17 protein-coding genes are annotated in these 18,616 nt (G+C 68.5%); 12 read left to right on the top strand and 5 right to left on the bottom strand.

All coding sequences use genetic code 11. From position 1 onward, the window contains the following. The first annotated feature begins 8 nt into the window (after nt 1–8). On the top strand, nt 9–869 hold the full coding sequence (locus tag AC04ME_RS15960; RefSeq protein ID WP_311879346.1) for an LmeA family phospholipid-binding protein: 861 nt from the start codon (nt 9–11) through the stop codon (nt 867–869). Between the two features lie 3 nt (nt 870–872). Here AC04ME_RS15960 and AC04ME_RS15955 read toward each other — a convergent pair whose 3' ends face one another. Next, nucleotides 873–1,928: a YihY/virulence factor BrkB family protein gene (locus AC04ME_RS15955; protein WP_475435965.1), complete on the bottom strand. Its 1,056-nt coding sequence runs from the start codon at nt 1,926–1,928 to the stop codon at nt 873–875. Between the two features lie 150 nt (nt 1,929–2,078). On the opposite strand from AC04ME_RS15955, the gene lysA reads away from it, so the two are divergent. The 5 genes from lysA to prfA all read left to right on the top strand — a co-directional run bounded on the left by lysA (nt 2,079) and on the right by prfA (nt 9,050). Beyond that, nucleotides 2,079–3,488: a diaminopimelate decarboxylase gene (gene lysA / locus AC04ME_RS15950; RefSeq protein WP_475435963.1), complete on the top strand. Its 1,410-nt coding sequence runs from the start codon at nt 2,079–2,081 to the stop codon at nt 3,486–3,488. A gap of 63 nt (nt 3,489–3,551) precedes the next feature. Continuing rightward, nucleotides 3,552–4,859, top strand: a complete 1,308-nt coding sequence (locus tag AC04ME_RS15945; protein WP_475435961.1) for a homoserine dehydrogenase — start codon at nt 3,552–3,554, stop codon at nt 4,857–4,859. Nucleotides 4,860–4,861: 2 nt separating this feature from the next. Beyond that, nucleotides 4,862–5,791, top strand: a complete 930-nt coding sequence (gene thrB / locus AC04ME_RS15940; RefSeq protein WP_475435959.1) for a homoserine kinase — start codon at nt 4,862–4,864, stop codon at nt 5,789–5,791. A gap of 197 nt (nt 5,792–5,988) precedes the next feature. Next, complete coding sequence (rho, locus tag AC04ME_RS15935; protein ID WP_475435957.1) at nt 5,989–7,959, top strand: transcription termination factor Rho; 1,971 nt, start codon at nt 5,989–5,991, stop codon at nt 7,957–7,959. Nucleotides 7,960–7,970: 11 nt separating this feature from the next. Further along, entirely contained in the window at nt 7,971–9,050 is a 1,080-nt protein-coding gene (gene prfA, locus AC04ME_RS15930) for a peptide chain release factor 1 (RefSeq protein ID WP_042541861.1), read from the top strand. A 34-nt stretch (nt 9,051–9,084) separates the two neighbouring features. Here prfA and AC04ME_RS15925 read toward each other — a convergent pair whose 3' ends face one another. Both AC04ME_RS15925 and AC04ME_RS15920 read right to left on the bottom strand, forming a co-directional pair. Beyond that, nucleotides 9,085–9,738, bottom strand: a complete 654-nt coding sequence (locus AC04ME_RS15925) for a response regulator (protein ID WP_056376562.1) — start codon at nt 9,736–9,738, stop codon at nt 9,085–9,087. Next, the gene (locus AC04ME_RS15920; RefSeq protein WP_228385687.1) at nt 9,735–11,384 is read right to left on the bottom strand and encodes a sensor histidine kinase; all 1,650 of its coding nucleotides are present in this window, start codon (nt 11,382–11,384) and stop codon (nt 9,735–9,737) included. Before AC04ME_RS15920 ends, AC04ME_RS15925 begins: the two co-directional genes overlap by 4 nt. Nucleotides 11,385–11,542: 158 nt before the next feature. On the opposite strand from AC04ME_RS15920, the gene AC04ME_RS15915 reads away from it, so the two are divergent. Continuing rightward, the gene (locus AC04ME_RS15915; protein WP_475435954.1) at nt 11,543–13,087 is read left to right on the top strand and encodes a CitMHS family transporter; all 1,545 of its coding nucleotides are present in this window, start codon (nt 11,543–11,545) and stop codon (nt 13,085–13,087) included. An 18-nt stretch (nt 13,088–13,105) separates the two neighbouring features. After that, nucleotides 13,106–13,516 (top strand): phage holin family protein, encoded by a 411-nt coding sequence (locus AC04ME_RS15910; RefSeq protein ID WP_079112633.1) that lies wholly within the window; start codon nt 13,106–13,108, stop codon nt 13,514–13,516. A gap of 16 nt (nt 13,517–13,532) precedes the next feature. Here AC04ME_RS15910 and epsC read toward each other — a convergent pair whose 3' ends face one another. Both epsC and cysK read right to left on the bottom strand, forming a co-directional pair. Then, entirely contained in the window at nt 13,533–14,102 is a 570-nt protein-coding gene (gene epsC, locus AC04ME_RS15905; RefSeq protein ID WP_042541858.1) for a serine O-acetyltransferase EpsC, read from the bottom strand. Nucleotides 14,103–14,110: 8 nt separating this feature from the next. Continuing rightward, nucleotides 14,111–15,049, bottom strand: a complete 939-nt coding sequence (gene cysK / locus AC04ME_RS15900; protein WP_042541857.1) for a cysteine synthase A — start codon at nt 15,047–15,049, stop codon at nt 14,111–14,113. A 100-nt stretch (nt 15,050–15,149) separates the two neighbouring features. Here cysK and prmC point away from each other — a divergent pair, with 100 nt between their 5' ends. The 4 genes from prmC to AC04ME_RS15880 are packed head-to-tail and all read left to right on the top strand — an operon-like array spanning nt 15,150 to nt 18,507. Next, entirely contained in the window at nt 15,150–16,010 is an 861-nt protein-coding gene (prmC, locus tag AC04ME_RS15895) for a peptide chain release factor N(5)-glutamine methyltransferase (protein ID WP_475435952.1), read from the top strand. 48 nt (nt 16,011–16,058) lie between these two features. Continuing rightward, nucleotides 16,059–16,766, top strand: coding sequence for an L-threonylcarbamoyladenylate synthase (locus AC04ME_RS15890; RefSeq protein ID WP_042541855.1), 708 nt, complete (start codon nt 16,059–16,061; stop codon nt 16,764–16,766). Further along, nucleotides 16,763–17,935 (top strand): MraY family glycosyltransferase, encoded by a 1,173-nt coding sequence (locus AC04ME_RS15885; RefSeq protein WP_042541854.1) that lies wholly within the window; start codon nt 16,763–16,765, stop codon nt 17,933–17,935. The genes AC04ME_RS15890 and AC04ME_RS15885 overlap by 4 nt, the downstream gene beginning before the upstream one ends. Next, nucleotides 17,932–18,507 (top strand): Cg1360 family ATP-synthase-associated protein, encoded by a 576-nt coding sequence (locus tag AC04ME_RS15880; RefSeq protein ID WP_056376570.1) that lies wholly within the window; start codon nt 17,932–17,934, stop codon nt 18,505–18,507. Before AC04ME_RS15885 ends, AC04ME_RS15880 begins: the two co-directional genes overlap by 4 nt. Nucleotides 18,508–18,616: the final 109 nt, after the last annotated feature.

Here is an 18,616-nt window from a genome sequence, read left to right as displayed (position 1 = left end):
ATGGCAGCATGAGCGACGACAACCACACCCTTCCTTACCCCGCTGCGGATTCCGAGCATCCGACGCTCGTGATCCCCGGCGGCAAGGATGGTGCGCCCGTCGACGGTGTCGCCGCACCCGCACGCAAGCGCAAGCGGTGGCCATGGGTGCTGCTGATCGTCGTCGTGGTGCTCGCCGCTCTCGTCGTCGCGGCGGAGCTCATCGCGCGGGCTGTCCTGCCCGGCATAGTGCGGGGCATCGTGATCGAGCAGCTCGATCTGCCCGCTGACCAGGAACTCGCGGTCGAGGCTGACGGCATCCTGCTGCCTCAGCTGATCGGTGGCACGCTCGACAGCCTGCACCTCACCACCGACTCCGTGACCCTGGAGGGGATCACCGGCGCCGTCGACGTCACTGCCACGGGCGTCCCGCTGCGCGGCGGTGACCTGCGCGGCGCTTCCGGCACCATCCGCATCGATGAGTCGCAGTTCACGGATCTGCTGTCCGACACCGACCTCCCCATCGACACCGTCACGCTCGACACGCCGAACGCGACGGTGGCGGGCTCCGTGAGCGTGCTGGGCATCGCGATCCCGATCTCCCTCACGGTGACTCCTGGCGTCGCGGAGGGAGACCTCGAGCTCACCCCCGTCGGGCTGACGATCGGCGGACTCGAGGTCGACGCGGATCAGGTCGGATCGACCCTCGGCGCACTCGGGGAACGGCTCACCGAGACGCAGCGCATCTGCATCGCCGATCAGCTGCCCGCGGGCATCACACTCACCGATCTTGAGATCGATGGAGCGGAGGCCGTGATCGACGTCGACGTCGACGGTGCCATCGCCACCGACGAGAGTCTGCTCGAGAAGGGCACCTGCCCTCAGGGGTGACGCTCAGTCGTCGTCGGAACCGAGGCGGGCTTCCCGTTCGGCCTGCTGGGCCGCGCGAAGCTCCGACGTCGCGAGCGCGACCTCGGCCTCAGCTCGCTGCACGCGTCGCTGCGGGAAGGTCGTCGCGCCGAACCGGGCATGCACGCGGTCCTTGCGCTCTTCCTCCGACGTGACGATGTATGCGCACGAGATCAGGATGACCTGGGTCGACAGGTTGAGCCAGATCAGCAGCGCCAGCAGCGTGGCGAAGGACGCGAGCAGCGGATTGCTCGTCGCGCCCCCGATGAACAGCCCGGAGAGCTCCTGCAGCACGAGCAGCCCGATGCCACCGATGAGGGCCCCGATCCAGAGGGAACCCCCCGAGGGACGGAGACCGGAGAGCAGCCGGAACACGCCCGCGATGAGCACGGTGTCGAGCGCCAGTACGACGATCAGCGAGACGATCCGGATGCCCCAGGATGCGACGGGCGAATCCTCGGGGATGCCGAGCAGACCGCTGATCCAGGTGATCCCGAGCCGGCCGGCGAAGGTGACGGCCGCCGCAGCGATGAACAGCACGGCGACACCCACCGCGAGCAGCAGGTTGCGGAGCATGACCCAGATGAACAGCACGTCGGCGTGCGCCGTTCCGGCGAGGACTCGCACCGCCGTGCGCAGGGATCCCACGGCGCCGAGCGCCGAGCCGATCAGAGCGACCGTCGAGACGGCGCCCGCGATCGACAGCGAGATCGGCTCCTTGAGGTCGTCGGGATTCACGACGCCGTCTTCGCCGATGAGACCGGGCACCACGGACTGAACGGCGGAGATGATCGCATCCCAGACGTCCGGATTGCCGGCGAGCCACAGTGCGGCGATCGAGAAGCCGAGGAGAACGGCGGCGAACACACTGAACAGCGCGCGGTAGGTCACGCTGTCGGCCAGCATCGGGCCCCGACGCTCCGAGTAGAGGAGGAAGGCCCGCACCGGACGACGGGTCAGAGCCCAGCGGATCGTCGCAGTGCTGACGCGCGCGATCAGGCCGGGGCGTCGGGCATCGGGTGCTGCGGATTCGGTGCTCATCTCCACCACCTTACGAGTCGGCAGGATGAGTCCGCAGGGGGTTGACGCCGAGTGTCACCATGACTGATGCGGCATGCACGGTGCCCTAGAATCGGGGGCAACCTCGCAGTGCGCGTATCCGCCCGAGACTCGTCCCACGATTGGTGTTCCTTGCTTTCCCCTGCCGACTCGCTCGCCCCGGAATGGCTCGTCGTGCCCGACGACGTGAATGATCTTCCCGCCGCTGTGTGGCCCGCCTCCGCAGCCCGCGGCGCCGACGGAGAACTGCGGATCGCCGGCATCTCCGCGACCGCTCTCGCCGAGACGTACGGCACGCCGCTGCTCGTGATCGACGAGGACGAGGTGCGTTCCCGCGCCCGCGCCTTCCGCTCGTCTTTCGACGCGGCGGCGAGCGAATACGGCACGACCGCGCAGGTGTACTACGCGGGCAAGGCGCTGCTGACCACGACGATCGCGCGCTGGGTGATCGACGAAGGACTCCGCATCGACGTGTGCACCGGCGGCGAGCTGGAGGTCGCGCTCGCAGCGGGCGTCGCTCCGGCATCCCTGGGCTTCCACGGCAACAACAAGTCGGTCGCCGAGCTCGAGCGCGCCGTCGAGGTGGGCATCGGCACGATCATCGTCGACAGCGCGATCGAGATCGAGCGTCTGGCGGTGATCACCGCCAGGACGGGCGCTGTGCAGCGCGTGCTGGTGCGGGTCATCAGCGGCGTGCACGCCGAGACCCACGATTTTCTGGCGACGGCCCACGAAGACCAGAAGTTCGGCTTCCCGCTCCCCGACGCCGAGCAGGCGGTCGCTCGCATCCGCGAGATCCCCGGCATCGAATTCGCCGGACTCCACTGCCATATCGGATCGCAGATCTTCGGCGTCGCGGGCTTCCGCGAGTCGGCGGAGCGGGTGCTCGAGCTGCACGCCGCGCTGCTCGAGGGCGGACCGGTGCCTCAGCTCAACCTCGGCGGAGGCTTCGGCATCGCATACACGAGCGTCGACGACCCCACGCCGATCGAGATGCTCGCGGGCGAGATCGTCGCCGCCGTCGCGGAGGGCTGCGCCGCACGCGGGATCGCCGTGCCCGCCCTGTCGTTCGAGCCGGGCAGGGCGATCGTGGGCACCGCCGGGGTGACGATCTACGAGGTCGGAACCACCAAGGACGTCGCGCTCGACACCGGAGCCACTCGGCGTTACATCAGCGTCGACGGCGGCATGAGCGACAACGCCAGGACGGCGCTCTACGAAGCGCAGTTCTCGGCTCGTCTCGCCTCGCGGCTCGGCTCAGGGGAGCCGCAGCTCAGCCGGGTGGTCGGCAAGCACTGCGAGTCCGGCGACATCGTGGTCGACCACGAGTATCTGCCCGCCGATGTCTCTCCGGGCGACCTGCTGGCTGTTCCGTCCACCGGCGCCTACTGCGCGCCGCTCGCCAGCAACTACAACCACGTCCCTCGCCCTCCGATCGTCGCCGTGCGCGATGGCCGGTCGGCGATCATCGTCCGCGGCGAGACCATCGCCGACGTCCTGGCACGCGATGTCGGCGTCGGGGCGTCCGAGAACCACGGGTGATCCGCGCGAACGACGCGGTCCCCGACGTAGCACGACTGATCAACCCTCCTAAGGAGAGATGCAATGACGACTGAGTACCGACGACTTCGGGTGGCGCTCCTCGGCGCCGGAGCGGTCGGCTCCCAGGTGGCCGCCCTCCTTCTTCGCCACGGCGACGAACTCGCCGACCGCGCGGGTGCCACGCTGGAGCTGGCCGGCATCGCGGTGCGCAACCTCGATGCGCCGCGCGAGACCGATCTGCCGAAGGAGCTGTTCACGACGGATGCAGAGTCGCTGATCCTCGGCTCCGACATCGTGATCGAGCTGATCGGCGGCATCGAGCCGGCGCGCACGAGCATCCTGCAGGCGATCGGCTCCGGCGCCGATGTGGTCACGGCCAACAAGGCGCTGCTGGCGACGCATGGTCCCGAGCTGTTCGAGGCGGCCGACCGGGTGGGCGCATCCGTCTACTACGAAGCGGCCGCTGCCGGTGCGATCCCGATCATCCGCCCGCTGCGCGACTCGCTCGCCGGCGACCGCGTGGTGCGCATCATGGGGATCGTGAACGGCACCACCAACTACATCCTCGATCGCATGGAGACCGAGGGCGCCGACTTCGCCGACGTCCTTTCCGACGCGCAGTGCCTCGGTTACGCCGAAGCAGACCCGACCGCCGACATCGAGGGATACGACGCCGCCCAGAAGGCCGCGATCCTCGCGAGTCTCGCATTCCACACTGCGGTTCCCCTCGACGCCGTGTACCGCGAGGGCATCACGACGATCACGGCGTCGATGATCGACGAGGCGCGCGCCGCCGGCTTCGTGATCAAGCTGCTCGCCGTCTGCGAGCGCATCGAGGCCAACGGCACCGAGTCGATCTCGGTGCGCGTCTACCCGGCACTCGTCCCCAAGTCCCACCCGCTCGCCTCGGTGCACGGAGCCAACAACGCCGTCTTCGTCGAGGCGGAGGCCGCAGGGTCGCTGATGTTCTACGGTGCAGGCGCCGGCGGAGTGCAGACGGCATCCGCTGTGCTCGGAGACGTCGTGTCGGCGGCTCGCCGGCACATCGCCGGCGGTGTCGGCGTGGGGGAGTCCACCAGAGCGAACCTCCCTGTGGTGCCGATCGGTCACGTCACGACCCGTTACCAGATCACTCTCGAGGTCGCGGACGCTCCGGGCGTGCTGGCGACCGTCGCCGGGATCCTGAGCGATGGAGCCGTTTCGGTCGCCACTGTCGTGCAGACCGTCGAAGGAGAGGACGAGCCCACCGCTCGCCTCGTCATCGGCACGCACCGGGCCACGGATGCCGCGCTCAGCGCCACGGTCGATGCGCTCGCCGACAGCTCTGTCGTCGAACGGGTCGTCTCGGTGCTCCGCGTGGAAGGCGAGTGACGATGGCGGCGGGGCGCACGGTCGAGGTGACGGTCCCGGCGACCAGTGCCAACCTCGGCCCTGGATTCGACACCCTCGGACTCGCGCTCAGCGTCTACGACACGCTCCTGGTGACGGAGCTCCATGCGGGAGCGCTCGAGATCGAGGTCTCCGGTTCGGGAGCAGCCGAGATCCCCCGTGACGACTCGAATCTCATTGTGCGCACGATCGCGCATGTGTACGCGGACGTCGAGCGGCCCCTTCCGGGGCTGCGCATCGTCGCCGAGAATGGCGTGCCGCACGGTCGTGGACTCGGATCCTCAGGTGCTGCCGTCGCGGCGGGCATCCTCGCGGCCAAGGGGCTGCTCGAGGGTGATGTCGAGATCAGTGACGCGGACATGCTCCGCCTCGCCACCGAGATCGAGGGACACCCCGACAACGTGGCGCCCGCGCTGTTCGGCGGGCTGACGATCGCGTGGATGGGTGAGCGCGGAGCGCAGCACAAGAAGCTGCTCGTGCACCGCGGTGTGTCGCCGCTCGTGCTCGTGCCCTCGTACACGATGTCGACCACGAAGGCGCGCTCGCTGCAGCCGCCTCAGGTCTCGACGGCGGATGCGGTGTTCAACGTCTCGCGCTCGGCACTGCTGATCGCCGCACTCATGCAGAGCCCTGAACTGCTGCTCGACGCGACGGCCGACCGCCTTCATCAGGACTATCGAGCCGAGGCGATGCCCGAGACTCAGCGGCTGGTCCAGACGCTTCGTGCGGCGGGCTTCGCCGCCGTGGTCTCCGGTGCCGGTCCCAGCGTGCTCGTGCTCGCCGACGGCCCGGGAAGCCGTCAGGACGCCATGGAACTCGCCGCATCGACGACCGACACCCCGTGGGACGCGCTGCTGCTCGCGGTCGACGTGCGTGGTGGTACAGTGGGGAATCGAGCGGAGGGCTCCACGTAACTGCGTGAATCTGGCCCCATTGCAACTCTGCAAGACCCGCACGCAAACCCCTGTGACACTGCTCTCACCGAGAACTTCGTTCTTTCCGAGAACCCAGTGCAGAGGCTGACTGACGCCGAGCGTCAGTCCGTGCGATCGCGCGCAGCACCCGTTGTGCGCGTGCCGCTCATGTCCCCGAGACCAAAGAGGGAGTACTCGTGGAGAATTTCTCCGAGACCCAGAACGACCAGGCGGCGACTGCCGCCGAGGCTCCGGCAAAGGCCGCGAGCTCCGACGCCGCGACGACTGCCGCGACCGAGGTGGCCCCGGCCCGCAAGCGCGCGCCGCGCCGAGCGAGCACCGCATCGGCCGCCGCGAAGGCCGAGAAGGCTGCTGCGTCCGCAGACAGCACACCGGCGCCCGAGGCCCCCGCTGCCGAGGCGCCTACCGCCGACGCGGCTCCCAAGGCCAAGGCCCCCCGCCGCAGTCGTGCGAAGAAGGCCGACGCCGAGACCGCCGAGGCTCCCGCAGCCGTCGAGGCTTCTGCACCCTCCTCATCGGCTCCCGCAGCGCCCGCCGAGGCTCCCGCTGCGAAGACCGCCGACAGCAGCGACTCCGCTGACACAGCCGGCTCTGCTGACGCTGCCGGCTCGACCGACGAGCCGAAGAAGACCACCGGCCGCGGACGCCGCACGGCGAAGAAGCCCGCGGCCGAGACCGAGGCTCCTGCGACCGAGAAGCCCGCCGAGGCCGCACCGGCCGACGCGACCTCCGCCGCCGACTCGTCCTCCGACTCCGCTGACGGCGGCGAGGAGCAGGGCGGCCGCAACCGCAACCGCAACCGCAGCCGCAACCGCGGTCGCGGTCAGAACGGCACCGCACAGGGCGGCGAGCAGCAGCCTCAGCAGCAGCAGAGCGCACCCGCCGAAGACGAGGGCGGCAACGGCCGCAACCGTCAGCGCAACAAGCGCCGCGGTGGTGTGCCGACCGACGAGTTCGACACCGAGATCGGCGAGGACGACGTCCTCGTTCCGATCGCCGGAATCCTCGACGTGCTCGACAACTACGCGTTCGTGCGCACGACCGGCTACCTCGCCGGCCCGAGCGATGTGTACGTCTCCCTCGGACAGGTCAAGAAGTACAACCTGCGCAAGGGCGACGCGATCGTCGGCTCGATCAAGCAGCCGCGCGAAGGCGAGCAGCAGGGGCGCCAGAAGTACAACGCCCTCGTGAAGGTCGACTCGATCAACGGCCTGTCGATCGACGACGCCGCGACCCGCGTGGAGTTCGGCAAGCTCACCCCGCTCTACCCGCAGGAGCGTCTGCGCCTCGAGACGGTGCCCGAGAAGCTGACCCAGCGCATCATCGACCTCGTCGCTCCGATCGGCAAGGGACAGCGCGGCCTCATCGTCGCACCGCCCAAGGCCGGCAAGACGATCGTCCTGCAGCAGATCGCGAACGCGATCGCTCAGAACAACCCGGAGGTCCACCTCATGGTCGTGCTCGTCGACGAGCGCCCCGAAGAGGTCACCGACATGGAGCGCACGGTCAAGGGCGAGGTCATCGCCTCGACGTTCGACCGTCCTGCAGAAGACCACACCACGGTCGCAGAGCTCGCCATCGAGCGTGCCAAGCGTCTCGTCGAGCTGGGCCGCGACGTCGTCGTGCTGCTCGACTCGATCACGCGTCTCGGCCGTGCGTACAACCTCGCGGCTCCGGCATCCGGACGGGTGCTCTCGGGTGGTGTCGACGCCTCGGCGCTGTACCCGCCCAAGCGCTTCTTCGGCGCCGCCCGCAACATCGAGAACGGCGGATCCCTCACGATCCTCGCCACGGCTCTCGTCGAGACCGGCTCCAAGATGGACGAGGTCATCTTCGAGGAGTTCAAGGGCACCGGCAACAGCGAGCTGCGCCTGTCGCGTCAGCTCGCCGACAAGCGCATCTTCCCGGCCGTCGATGTGAACGCGTCGAGCACCCGCCGCGAAGAGATGCTGCTGTCGACCGACGAGGTCAAGATCACCTGGAAGCTGCGCCGAGCCCTCGCGGGCCTCGACCAGCAGCAGGCGCTCGAGGTCGTCCTGGGCAAGCTCAAGGAGACCCACTCGAACGTCGAGTTCCTCGTGCAGATGCAGAAGTCGATCCCGACGCTGCCTTCGGGCGCGCACGGTCACGACAACAACATCCGCTGAGCGGAGCTGACGTGTTCGAGTCCGTCCAGACTCTGATCGACGAGCATCGCCGGGTGCAGGAGGAACTCTCCGACCCGGCGGTGCACGCCGATGCTGCTCGGGCGAAGCGCGTCAATCGTCGCTACGCCGAGCTGTCGAGGATCGTCGCCGCCTATGAGGCCTGGGTGGCGGCATCCGAAGATCTGGACGCTGCGCGTGAGCTCGCTCGCGACGACGAGGCGTTCGCCGCCGAGGTCCCGTCCCTTGAAGAGGGTCTGCAGACGGCGCAGGAGAAGCTCCGGCGTCTGCTCATCCCTCGTGACCCCGACGATGCACGCGACGTGATCATGGAGATCAAGGCGGGGGAGGGCGGTGCCGAGTCGGCGCTGTTCGCCGCAGATCTGCTCCGCATGTACATCCAGTACGCGGCGTCCAAGGGATGGAAGACCGAGCTGCTCGAGCGGAACGAGTCCGACCTCGGCGGCTACAAGGATGTCCAGGTCGCGATCAAGGGGTCGTCGACCGACCCGGCCCAGGGCGTCTGGGCGCACCTGAAGTACGAGGGCGGCGTGCACCGCGTGCAGCGCGTGCCGGCCACCGAGTCGCAGGGGCGCATCCACACCTCGACCACCGGAGTGCTGGTGTTCCCCGAGGTCGATGAGCCCGACGAGATCGCCATCAACCAGAACGACCTGAAGATCGACGTGTTCCGCTCATCGGGCCCTGGCGGCCAGTCGGTGAACACCACGGACTCGGCTGTGCGCATCACGCACCTGCCGAGCGGCATCGTCGTGTCGATGCAGAACGAGAAGTCCCAGCTGCAGAACCGTGAGGCGGCGATGCGCGTGCTCCGAGCGCGGCTGCTCGCGAAGCAGCAGGAGGAGCTGGATGCAGCGGCATCCGACGCGCGCAAGTCGCAGATCCGCGGGATGGATCGTTCGGAGCGCATCCGCACATACAACTTCCCCGAGAACCGGATCGCCGACCACCGCACCGGCTTCAAGGCGTACAACCTCGACCAGGTGATGGACGGTGCGCTCGAGCCGATCATCGTCAGTGCCATCCAGGCAGACGAAGAGGCCCGGCTCGCCGCGGTGGGATCCGACTCCTGAGCCGATCGCGCCTCGGTCCTCGCCTGTGCTCGGATCAGGTGCGGGCCGCGTACCGGTGCTCGGGTCGTCCGGTCGCGCCGTAGCGCAGTCGCACCTCCACGACGGTGCGTGCAGCGAGAGCCGCGAGGTGACGCTGTGCAGTGGCGCGCGAGATCCCGACGAGCTCCCCGACCTCGGCCGCCGAGGCCTCGCCATCGCCGAGTGCGGCGAGCACCAGCTGCTCCGTCGCCGAACGCGAGACCGACACCGGTTCTCCGGCGCCGTGCAGGATCGCCAGAGCACGGTCGGCGTCCTCCTGACGCAGGGGCCGGTCGCCGGCGAGCAGGTTGCGGTACCGCGCGTAGCGCTCGAGCAGGCCGATCAGCGCGCGCCGGTCGAAAGGCTTCAGCAGATATCCGACGGCACCTGATCTGAGCGCCCGGCGCACCGTGGGCGCATCATCAGCCGCCGAGATGAGGATCGCGTCGATCCCGGCCTCCCGCACAAGAGCGATGCCGTCTCCGTCGGGGAGGAAGACATCAGCGAGGAGCAGGTCAGGGCGCGCCGAGCGGATGCGCTCCCTCGCCTCGGCGAGAGACCGCACCGGCTCCAGGGCGGTGAAACCCGGTTGGTCGTCGACGATGCTCTGATGCAGCAGGCCGACGCGGAAGTCATCGTCGAGTATCAGTACGCGGAGGGGGTCGGTCATTGCTTCTCCTCGGTCGTCGGAGTGTCGGACACGGCGCGGCCGATGCGCGCGGCGAGAACGGCGCCGTGCTCCCCGCCCCCCGCGTCGATGATCCAGAGGTCTCCGCCACGGCGGCGCGCGATGTCTCGAGCCAGGGGGATGCCCAGACCGTGGCCGTGCACGTGATCGTGGTCGTCCTCACCCGGCGTCCGCGGCGCCATCGGATCGATCCCCGCGAGTCCCGGCCCGGAATCCGCGACCGTGACGACCAGCGCGTCACCGTCTCCCAGCACCGCGACTTCCACCCAGCGGGGGATCCGCTCTCCGGAGGCGGCTGCTTTCACCGCGTTGTCGACGAGGTTGCCCAGCACGGCTGCGACGTCCTCCGGCTCTGCCACACTGCCTATCAGCTGGGTCTCGTCCGCGATCCGCAACGCGACGCCGCGCTCACCGGCTTCGATGCCCTTGGCGCCGAGGAACGAATGCAGGAAGGGATCGCTGAGCAGCTCGAGTCCGGCGACGGGGAACGCGACCGAGCCCCGCTCGACGAGCTCATCGAGAAAGCCTCTGGCGTCGTCGATCCTGGCCGCATCGATGAGTCCGGCGACCACGTGCATGCGATTGGCGAACTCGTGGCGCTGCACGCGCAGCGCAGTGGTGACCGCGCGCACGGTCTCCAGCCGCTCCGTCAGCGCGATGAGGTCGGTGCGGTCGCGGATGATCAGCACGTCTCCGAGCGGCCTCCCGTAGCGGATGACGGGTCTGGAGTCGAAGTACAGGACGCGTCCGCCCACCACCGCGGTCGATGTGGTGCGCCTGCCCGTCGCGGTCTCGACGACAGCCGGAGGAAGTCCGAGTTCCGCCAGCCGATGTCCGACCGGCGAATCGAGGCCGAGCATACGGTCGACCGCATCGTTGCTGACCCGCACGACGCCGGCGATGTCGACCGCGAGCACGCCGTCGTCGACGCCGTTGAGCACTGCTGTCTGGTTCTGCACGAGCGCCACGAGCTCTTCCGGCTGCACGCCGAGCGTGAGCCGCTCCCAGCGACGACGCAGCAGAAGGAATGCAATGATCGCCAGGCACACCGCCCCCGCGGCTGTGGCGCCGATCACGGCGAGCAGGGGTGGGAGGTCGTCGAACACTCCCGTGCGCTCGAACCCCACGCTGACCTCGCCGACGGGCACGCCGGCCTCGTCACGCACCGGCACCTTGGCTCTCGCCGACTCGCCGAGGGTGCCGGTCTGCCAGTCGACGACCTCGTTCCCGGCGAGAACCTCCTCGAAAGGCGTGCTGACCATCTGGCCGATGCGTGAGCTGGTGGGGTGGGCCAGGCGGATGCCGTCCGAGTCGGCGATCACCACGAAGAGCGCGCCGGTGCGGTCGGACACGTCCGACGCGATGCGCTGCAGCTCGCCGTTTCTGAGCACCTCGGCATCCGGCGTCTCCTGCAATGAGGAGATGCGCGCGACCTCGGCGCGAACCTGCGGGTCCTCGGCCAGGGTCCTCGCGATGCCGAGGGCGGTGGACTCGGCTTCGGCGCGCAGCTGCTGCACGGCGAGTGCGAGGTACACACCGGTGCACAGCGCGACCACGAGCGCGACCGTGCCGAGGTGCAGCAGCAGCGTCCGTGTCGCGAACCGAGGTCTCGTCGTCGTCTTCGACACCCTGTTCCCTTCGCACGCGACCATCGCGCAATATGCGCAGAACTCACGCTACGCGCACAACGTCCGGGAATGCGGCATACCGCGCTCGCAAGCGACGGATTGCCTAGTCTCGTCAGGATCCGTCGGAGTCGACGGATCCCCGACGAAGGAGTCACAGCATGCCCGACGTACTCACCGGCCTGTCAGCGGCCGCCGAAGAGGCGCCGACCTACGACGTCGCGTTCGTTCCGCCGGAGTGGGTCCTCGTCCTTCTCGGATTCACCATGGTGCTCGCCTTCATGACTCTGATCATGACGAAGCGGCTGACTCCCATGGTGGCGTTGATCCTCGTGCCGACCGTGTTCGGGCTGTTCGCCGGCGCCGGGCTCGGCATGGGCGACATGATCCTCGACTCGATCGCCACCATGGCACCGACCGCCGCTCTGCTGATGTTCGCGATCATGTTCTTCGGGATCATGATCGACGTCGGCCTGTTCGACCCGCTGATCCGCGTCATCACGCGCGTTCTCGGTGACGACCCCGCGAAGGTCGTGCTGGGCACGGCGATCCTTGCCGGCGCTGTCTCTCTCGACGGTGACGGCTCGACGACGTTCATCATCACGACCTCGGCGATGCTGCCGATCTATCTCCGTCTCGGCATGAGCCCGGTCGTGCTCACCTGCGTCGCCGGGTTGATGAACGGCACGTTGAACATCGTGCCGTGGGGCGGGCCGACCGTGCGCGCCGCGACCGCTCTGGGTCTGCAGCCGACCGATATCTTCGTTCCCATGCTGCCGGCGCTCGGCGTCGGCATCGTCGTGACGCTCGGTTTCGCCTGGATGCTCGGTCTGCAGGAGCGACGTCGTCTCGGCCGCCTGGACTCCGAGGCGCTGCTCACGGGCGCAGACGGCGGAGCCTTCTCGACGGTGCCGAGGATCTTCCGCGGCTCGGATGCGACGCCCGGTGCCCGTGCGGCGCTGCGCACCGGCAACATCGTCGTCGTGGCGGGTGGGCGCAACCCGGTGGCCGCGGCGAGCGTGGACCCGGCGGACACGGCCATGGCGGACACCATGCTCGACCCCGCACGGCCCACGCTGCGGCCGAGGCTCATCTGGTTCAACCTCGCCCTCACGCTCGCCGTGATGGTCCTGCTCGTGCTCGACATCATGCCGCTTCCGTACGTCTTCATGGTCGGTGCAGCGGTCGCGCTGCTCGTCAACTTCCGGGGGATCAAGGAGCAGGCGTCGGAGATCGTCGCACACGCCCCGAGCATCGTCGGGGTGGTGTCGATGGTCATCGCCGCCGGAGTTCTGGTCGGCGTGCTGACCGGCACCGGCATGGTCGATGCGATGGCGACGTGGATCACCGATGTCCTGCCGCCGGCGCTCGGGCCCTTCCTCGCACCCATCACCGGAGTCCTGTCGATCCCGTTCACCTTCTTCATGTCCAACGACGCCTTCTACTTCGGCATCCTTCCTGTGCTCGCCCAGAGCGCAGCGACCTTCGGAATCGATCCCGTCGAGATGGCGAGGGCGTCGATCATCGGTCAGCCCGTGCACCTGCAGAGTCCTCTGGTGCCGGCGATCCTGCTGCTCGTCTCGCTCGCGAGCGTCAACCTCGGCGATCATCACAAGAAGGTGCTCTGGCGCGCGGTGATCGTGTCGTTGGTGATGCTCGCCGTCGGCATCCTGTCGGGAGCGATCCCCTTCTTCGTCGCGCAGTGAGAGCGATAGGCTCAGGCCGTGATCACCCTTCTGTTCCGCGCGCTCATGTATCTCGTGTCCGCAGGTCTCGGCCTCATCGCCGCCGACCTCCTGCTCGAGGGCTTCCAGATCGAGTGGGACAAATGGTGGGGATTCGTGGTCTGCATCGTGATCTTCGCGATCCTGCAGAGCGTTCTCGCTCCATGGGTCAGCAGGATGGCCGATCGCTACGCGCCCGTGCTGATGGGCGGCATCGGGATCTTCTCGACGCTCATCTCGCTCGTCATCGTCGTGCTGCTGCCGATCGGCGGGCTGCGCATCGTCGATCTCTCGGGGTGGCTGCTCGGATCCGTGATCGTCTGGCTCATCACCGCGCTGGGCAGCGTTCTGCTGCCGTTGATCTTCCTCCGCAAGAAGGTCGACAAGGTGCGGTCGCGCCGCGGCGCGTGATGCACTCGCGAGAGCGTCAGATCGAGTAGTCCGGCGCGGTCAGCACGGCTCTGGTGTCCTCACCCATGATCCGTGCCCGCGGCTTCGCCGGCACTCCGACGAGGATGCTGTCAGCCGGGGCGTCACGGGTCACCACGGCGTTCGCCCCGACCACCGAGCCCTCGCCGATCGTGACCGGCCCCAGGATCTTCGCCCCCGCGCCGACGGCGACACCGTCGCGGAGGGTGGGATGACGCTTGCCGGCGTCTCGCGTGCGTCCGCCGAGCGTGACGCCGTGGTAGAGCATCACGTCGTCACCGATCTCCGCCGTCTCGCCGATCACCACACCCATGCCGTGGTCGATGAAGAAGCGTCGGCCGATCCGCGCCCCCGGGTGGATCTCGATGCCGGTGAGCCAGCGCGAGATCTGCGAGGTGGCCCGGGCGACGAGCCGCAGCCGTCGGCGCCAGAGCGCGTGCGAGACGCGATGCGCCCAGATCGCGTGCAGCCCCGGATACAGCAGCGCCACCTCAGCGCCACTGCGCGCCGCGGGGTCGCGGATTCGCGCTGCCGCGATGTCCTCGCGCATTCGGCCGATCATGCCCATCGAGCGGATCAGCCTTCGCGAAGGTCTTCGTACAGGGCGGTCGAGAGGTAGCGCTCGCCGAACGACGGGATGATGACGACGATGGTCTTGCCCGCAGCCTCGGGGCGCTGCGCGACCTGCAGAGCGGCCCAGATCGCGGCGCCGCTCGACATGCCCACGAGGATGCCCTCCTTGCGCGCGGTCTCACGCGCGACACGGATGGCGTCGTCGAAGGTGACGTCGATGACCTCGTCGAGGACTTCGCGATCGAGGATGGGGGGCACGAAGTTCGGTCCGATGCCCTGGATCTTGTGCGGTCCGGGGTGCCCCTCGGTGAGAATCGGGGAGTCCTTGGGCTCGACGGCGATGATCTGCACGCCGGGGACGCGCTCCTTCAGAACCTGGCCGACACCGGTGATGGTTCCGCCGGTGCCGATCCCGGCGACGAAGTAGTCGACCGAGCCCTCCGTGTCGCGGAGGATCTCCTCCGCTGTGGTCTTGCGGTGGATCGCGGGGTTCGCCTCGTTGGCGAACTGCTTCGCCAGCACCGCACCGGGCGTGCGGGCGGCGATGTCCTCCGCCTCGGCGAGAGCGTGCGTCATGCCCTTGGTGGGGTCGGTGAGCACGAGTTCGGCGCCGAATGCCTTGAGAAGCATGCGCCGCTCCTTCGACATCGACGCGGGCATCGTCAGGATCACCTTGTAGCCGCGGGCGGCGCCGACCATCGCCAGGGCGATACCGGTGTTGCCGCTGGTCGCCTCCACGATCGTGCCCCCGGGCTTGAGCTCGCCCGATGCCTCTGCGGCGTCGACGATGGCGATGCCGAGCCGGTCCTTGACACTCGAGGCCGGGTTGTAGAACTCGAGCTTGGCCAGCACGGTGGCACCGAGGCCCTCGGTGACCCGGTTCAGGCGAACCAGGGGAGTGTTGCCGAAAGCGGTGGTGATGTCGGAGTGGATTCCGGGCATGGGGAGAGCCTTCCTGAGCGGGGGGACTGCGCGCTCCAGCCTAGGCGAGCACTCTGGAGGGGTGGGCAATATGACACCTTCTGCGCTCTACGCTTGATCCATGCCCGATCTCACCCTCGCCTCAGCCGTGCATGCCGCGGCCCGACAACTCGCCGACGCGGGCGTCTCGGATCCCCTCGTCGATGCCGAGCTGCTCGCGGGCCACGTCCTCGGTCTGCGACGGGGAGAGGTGCAGGCCGTCATCATCCGCGGCGATGCGGTCGAGGAGGCGGACGCGGATTCACTGCGAGCCCTGGTCACCCGCCGGGCGGGCAGGGAGCCGCTGCAGCACATCACCGGAACCGCGCCGTTCCGGCATCTGGAACTCGCCGTGGGTCCGGGGGTCTTCGTGCCTCGGCCGGAGACCGAGACCGTGGTGCAGTACGCGATCGACGCCCTCCTGGGTTCCGCGCTTCCCGCGCCGATCGGCATCGACCTCGGCACAGGCAGCGGCGCGATCGCTCTCGCCATGGCCACCGAGGTGCCCCATGCGCGTGTCTTCGCGACGGAGCTGTCACCCGACGCCTACCCGTGGGCGGTACGGAACACCGCTGGCGTGGACAACCTCACCCTGGTGAATGAAGACCTGGCGCATGCGTTCCCCGAGCTCGACGGCACGGCGTCCGTCGTGATCTCGAACCCGCCGTACGTCCCTGACGCAGCTGTTCCCCGCGACCCCGAGGTGCGCCTCTTCGATCCGTCGATGGCGCTGTACGGGGGAGAGGACGGACTCGACGTCGTGCGCGTGCTCAGCGTGCGCGCCCTCGAGCTGCTGCATGCGGGCGGGCTTCTGGTCATCGAGCACGGCGAGTTGCAGGGCGAGGAGATCCGCAGCATCCTCACCCGCGACGGGTGGCGGGCGGCGGCGACGCACCGCGACCTCACGCTCCGAGACAGAGCGACGACCTCGCTGCGCCCCTGAGACGCGGACACGAACCGCACAGGCATCCCCAACTAGAATCGGATCGTCATGTCCTCCATCTTCGATTGCGGCGATGAGGCCCAGCTCCTCGCCGGCATGCGCCACGCCCGCCAGGCGATCAGCCGCGGCGAACTCATCGTCATGCCCACCGACACGGTCTACGGCGTCGCCGCCGACGCCTTCTCGCCCGCAGCGGTGCAGCGCCTCCTCGATGCCAAGGGACGAGGGCGCAACCAGCCCCCGCCCGTGCTCATCGGCACGAAGGAGACCCTGCACGCGCTCGCGGAGTCCGTGCCGGAGCCCGTCCAGCGTCTCGTCGATGAGTTCTGGCCCGGCGGCCTGACCATCGTCCTGCCTGCCCAGCCCTCCCTCGTCTGGGATCTGGGAGACACGGAGGGCACAGTCGCCGTCAGGATGCCCGAAGGACGCGTCGCACTCGAGCTGCTCGCCGAGACGGGACCGCTCGCGGTGTCCAGCGCCAACCTCACAGGCCGTGAGTCGGCGATCTCGGCGCTCGATGCCGAGCGGATGCTCGGGGACAGCGTCTCGGTCTATCTCGCCGACGGTGTCAGCCGCGACGGGATCGCGTCGACGATCGTCGACGCGACCTCGCTGGTGCCCCGCGGCGCTGAGCCCACCACGGGCGGCGTGCGCATCCTCCGGGTCGGCGCTGTCAGCCGCGAGCGGTTGGAGGAGGTGCTCGGCGATCTGCTCGAGCCCGACGCGCAGGCACCGGAATCGGACGGGGATTCGTGAAGCAGTACCTCTTCACGATCATCCTGACCGCCGCGATCACATTCGCGTTGACCTGGGCGGTCTGGCGGCTGAGCCTGCGGTTCAAGCTCTACCCGACGATCCGCGAGCGGGATGTCCACACCACCCCGACGCCGCGTCTCGGCGGCGTCGCGATCTTCCTCGGCATCGCCGCAGCGATCGGATTCTCGGCCGCGAATCCATTCTTCGCCACCATGTGGATGCCGCCGCAGACGATGTGGTCGATCCTCGCCGCGTCGCTGCTGATCGCCGTCATCGGCGTCGTGGACGATCTGTGGGATCTCGACTGGATGATCAAGCTCGGCGCGCAGTTCCTCGCCGCAGGGATCATCACCGTGGGGGGCGGGCTGCAGATCCTCTCCCTGCCGTTCGGCGATCTGATCGTGTTCTCGAGCTGGTTGAGCATCACCATCACGATGTTCGCGATCGTCATCGTGATGAACGCGGTCAACTTCATCGACGGACTCGATGGGCTCGTCGCCGGCGTCTGCCTGATCGCCAACGGAGTCTTCTTCGCGTACTCCTACATCCTGACGCGTGACACCGGCGCGTCCAGCTACTTCAACCTCGCCTCGTTCCTGGCGGCTGTGCTGATCGGCGCCTGCCTCGGATTCCTGCCGTTCAACTGGAGCCCGGCGAAGCTCTTCATGGGCGACTCGGGCGCTCTGGTCCTCGGCCTGCTGATGGCGACGTCCGCGATCGCCGTGACCGGACAGCTCGAACCCTCCGCCCTCGACCCCGAGCGCCTGGGCCGATCGCAGCTCCTCGGCGCGTTCATCCCGATCCTGCTTCCGCTGCTGGTGGTGCTTCTGCCCCTCCTCGATTTCGGGCTGGCCGTTCTGCGCCGTATGAACGCGGGAAAGTCGCCGTTCTCTCCCGACCGCAAGCATCTTCATCACCGCATGCTCGACCTCGGCCATCGCGACCGCGACGCCGTGCTGATCTTCTACGCCTGGACGGCGGTCATCTCGCTCGCCGTCCTCCTGATGTACGTGGGCGCCCGCGAGGACTGGCCCGGCCAGTATCTTCCCGGGGTCGTCTTCGGCCTCGTGGGAATCGCCGCGTGCCTCGTCATCACCCTGAATCCTCTGCGCCGACGGAAGCCCGCGGCGTCTGCTGAGTCCGACCCGACACCCGTGGAGTCCCCGTGAGCCCGAGCCCCGTTTCCAGCAATCCGATCCTGCGGAGGACGCTGCTCTGGTCCGCCCTCTCGATGGTGGTCCTCGCGATCATCGCCGGAGGTGTCGGCCTTCTCGTCGGCGGGGGAGAGGGCCTCGTGAGCGGCCTGCTCGGCGTCGTGCTCGCCATGCTGTTCCTCGGAATCACGGCACTCAGCATCCTGATCGCCAACCGCTGGTTCGGCGACCCCCTCTACGTGCAGCTGTTCTTCGCGATCGTGCTCGGCGGCTGGCTGCTGAAGCTCGGTGTCTTCCTGCTCGTGATGATCCTCCTCGCCGGTCAGCCGTGGCTGGACCCCATGGTCTTCTTCCTCTCGATCGTCGCCGGCGTGATCGTGTCGCTGGTGATCGACGTCATCGTGCTCACGCGCATGCGTCTGCCGAACGTGAGCGATGCCACTCTGCCGTCGGAAGCGCCGACGGACCACGCGCCCGGTGTGCAGCTGCCCACCATCGTGCCCGAGGATCGCGCCCCCGGCAGGCACAACCTGATTCCGGAGACCCGTGATCAGGATGGGCCGGCCGAAGAGGCCCCTCGGTCTTAGGACACCCTCAGATTCTGATAGTGTTGACACGTGCCCGCCGCTCGTTCGCGAGCGCTTGCGCTTGAAGCACACCGACCATCGTCGCCCCGGTTCTGACCGGTGCCCCGAA

It is taken from the genome of Microbacterium sp. LjRoot205 (genome assembly GCF_056175745.1).
This window is presented reverse-complemented; position numbering and strand designations above follow the sequence as displayed.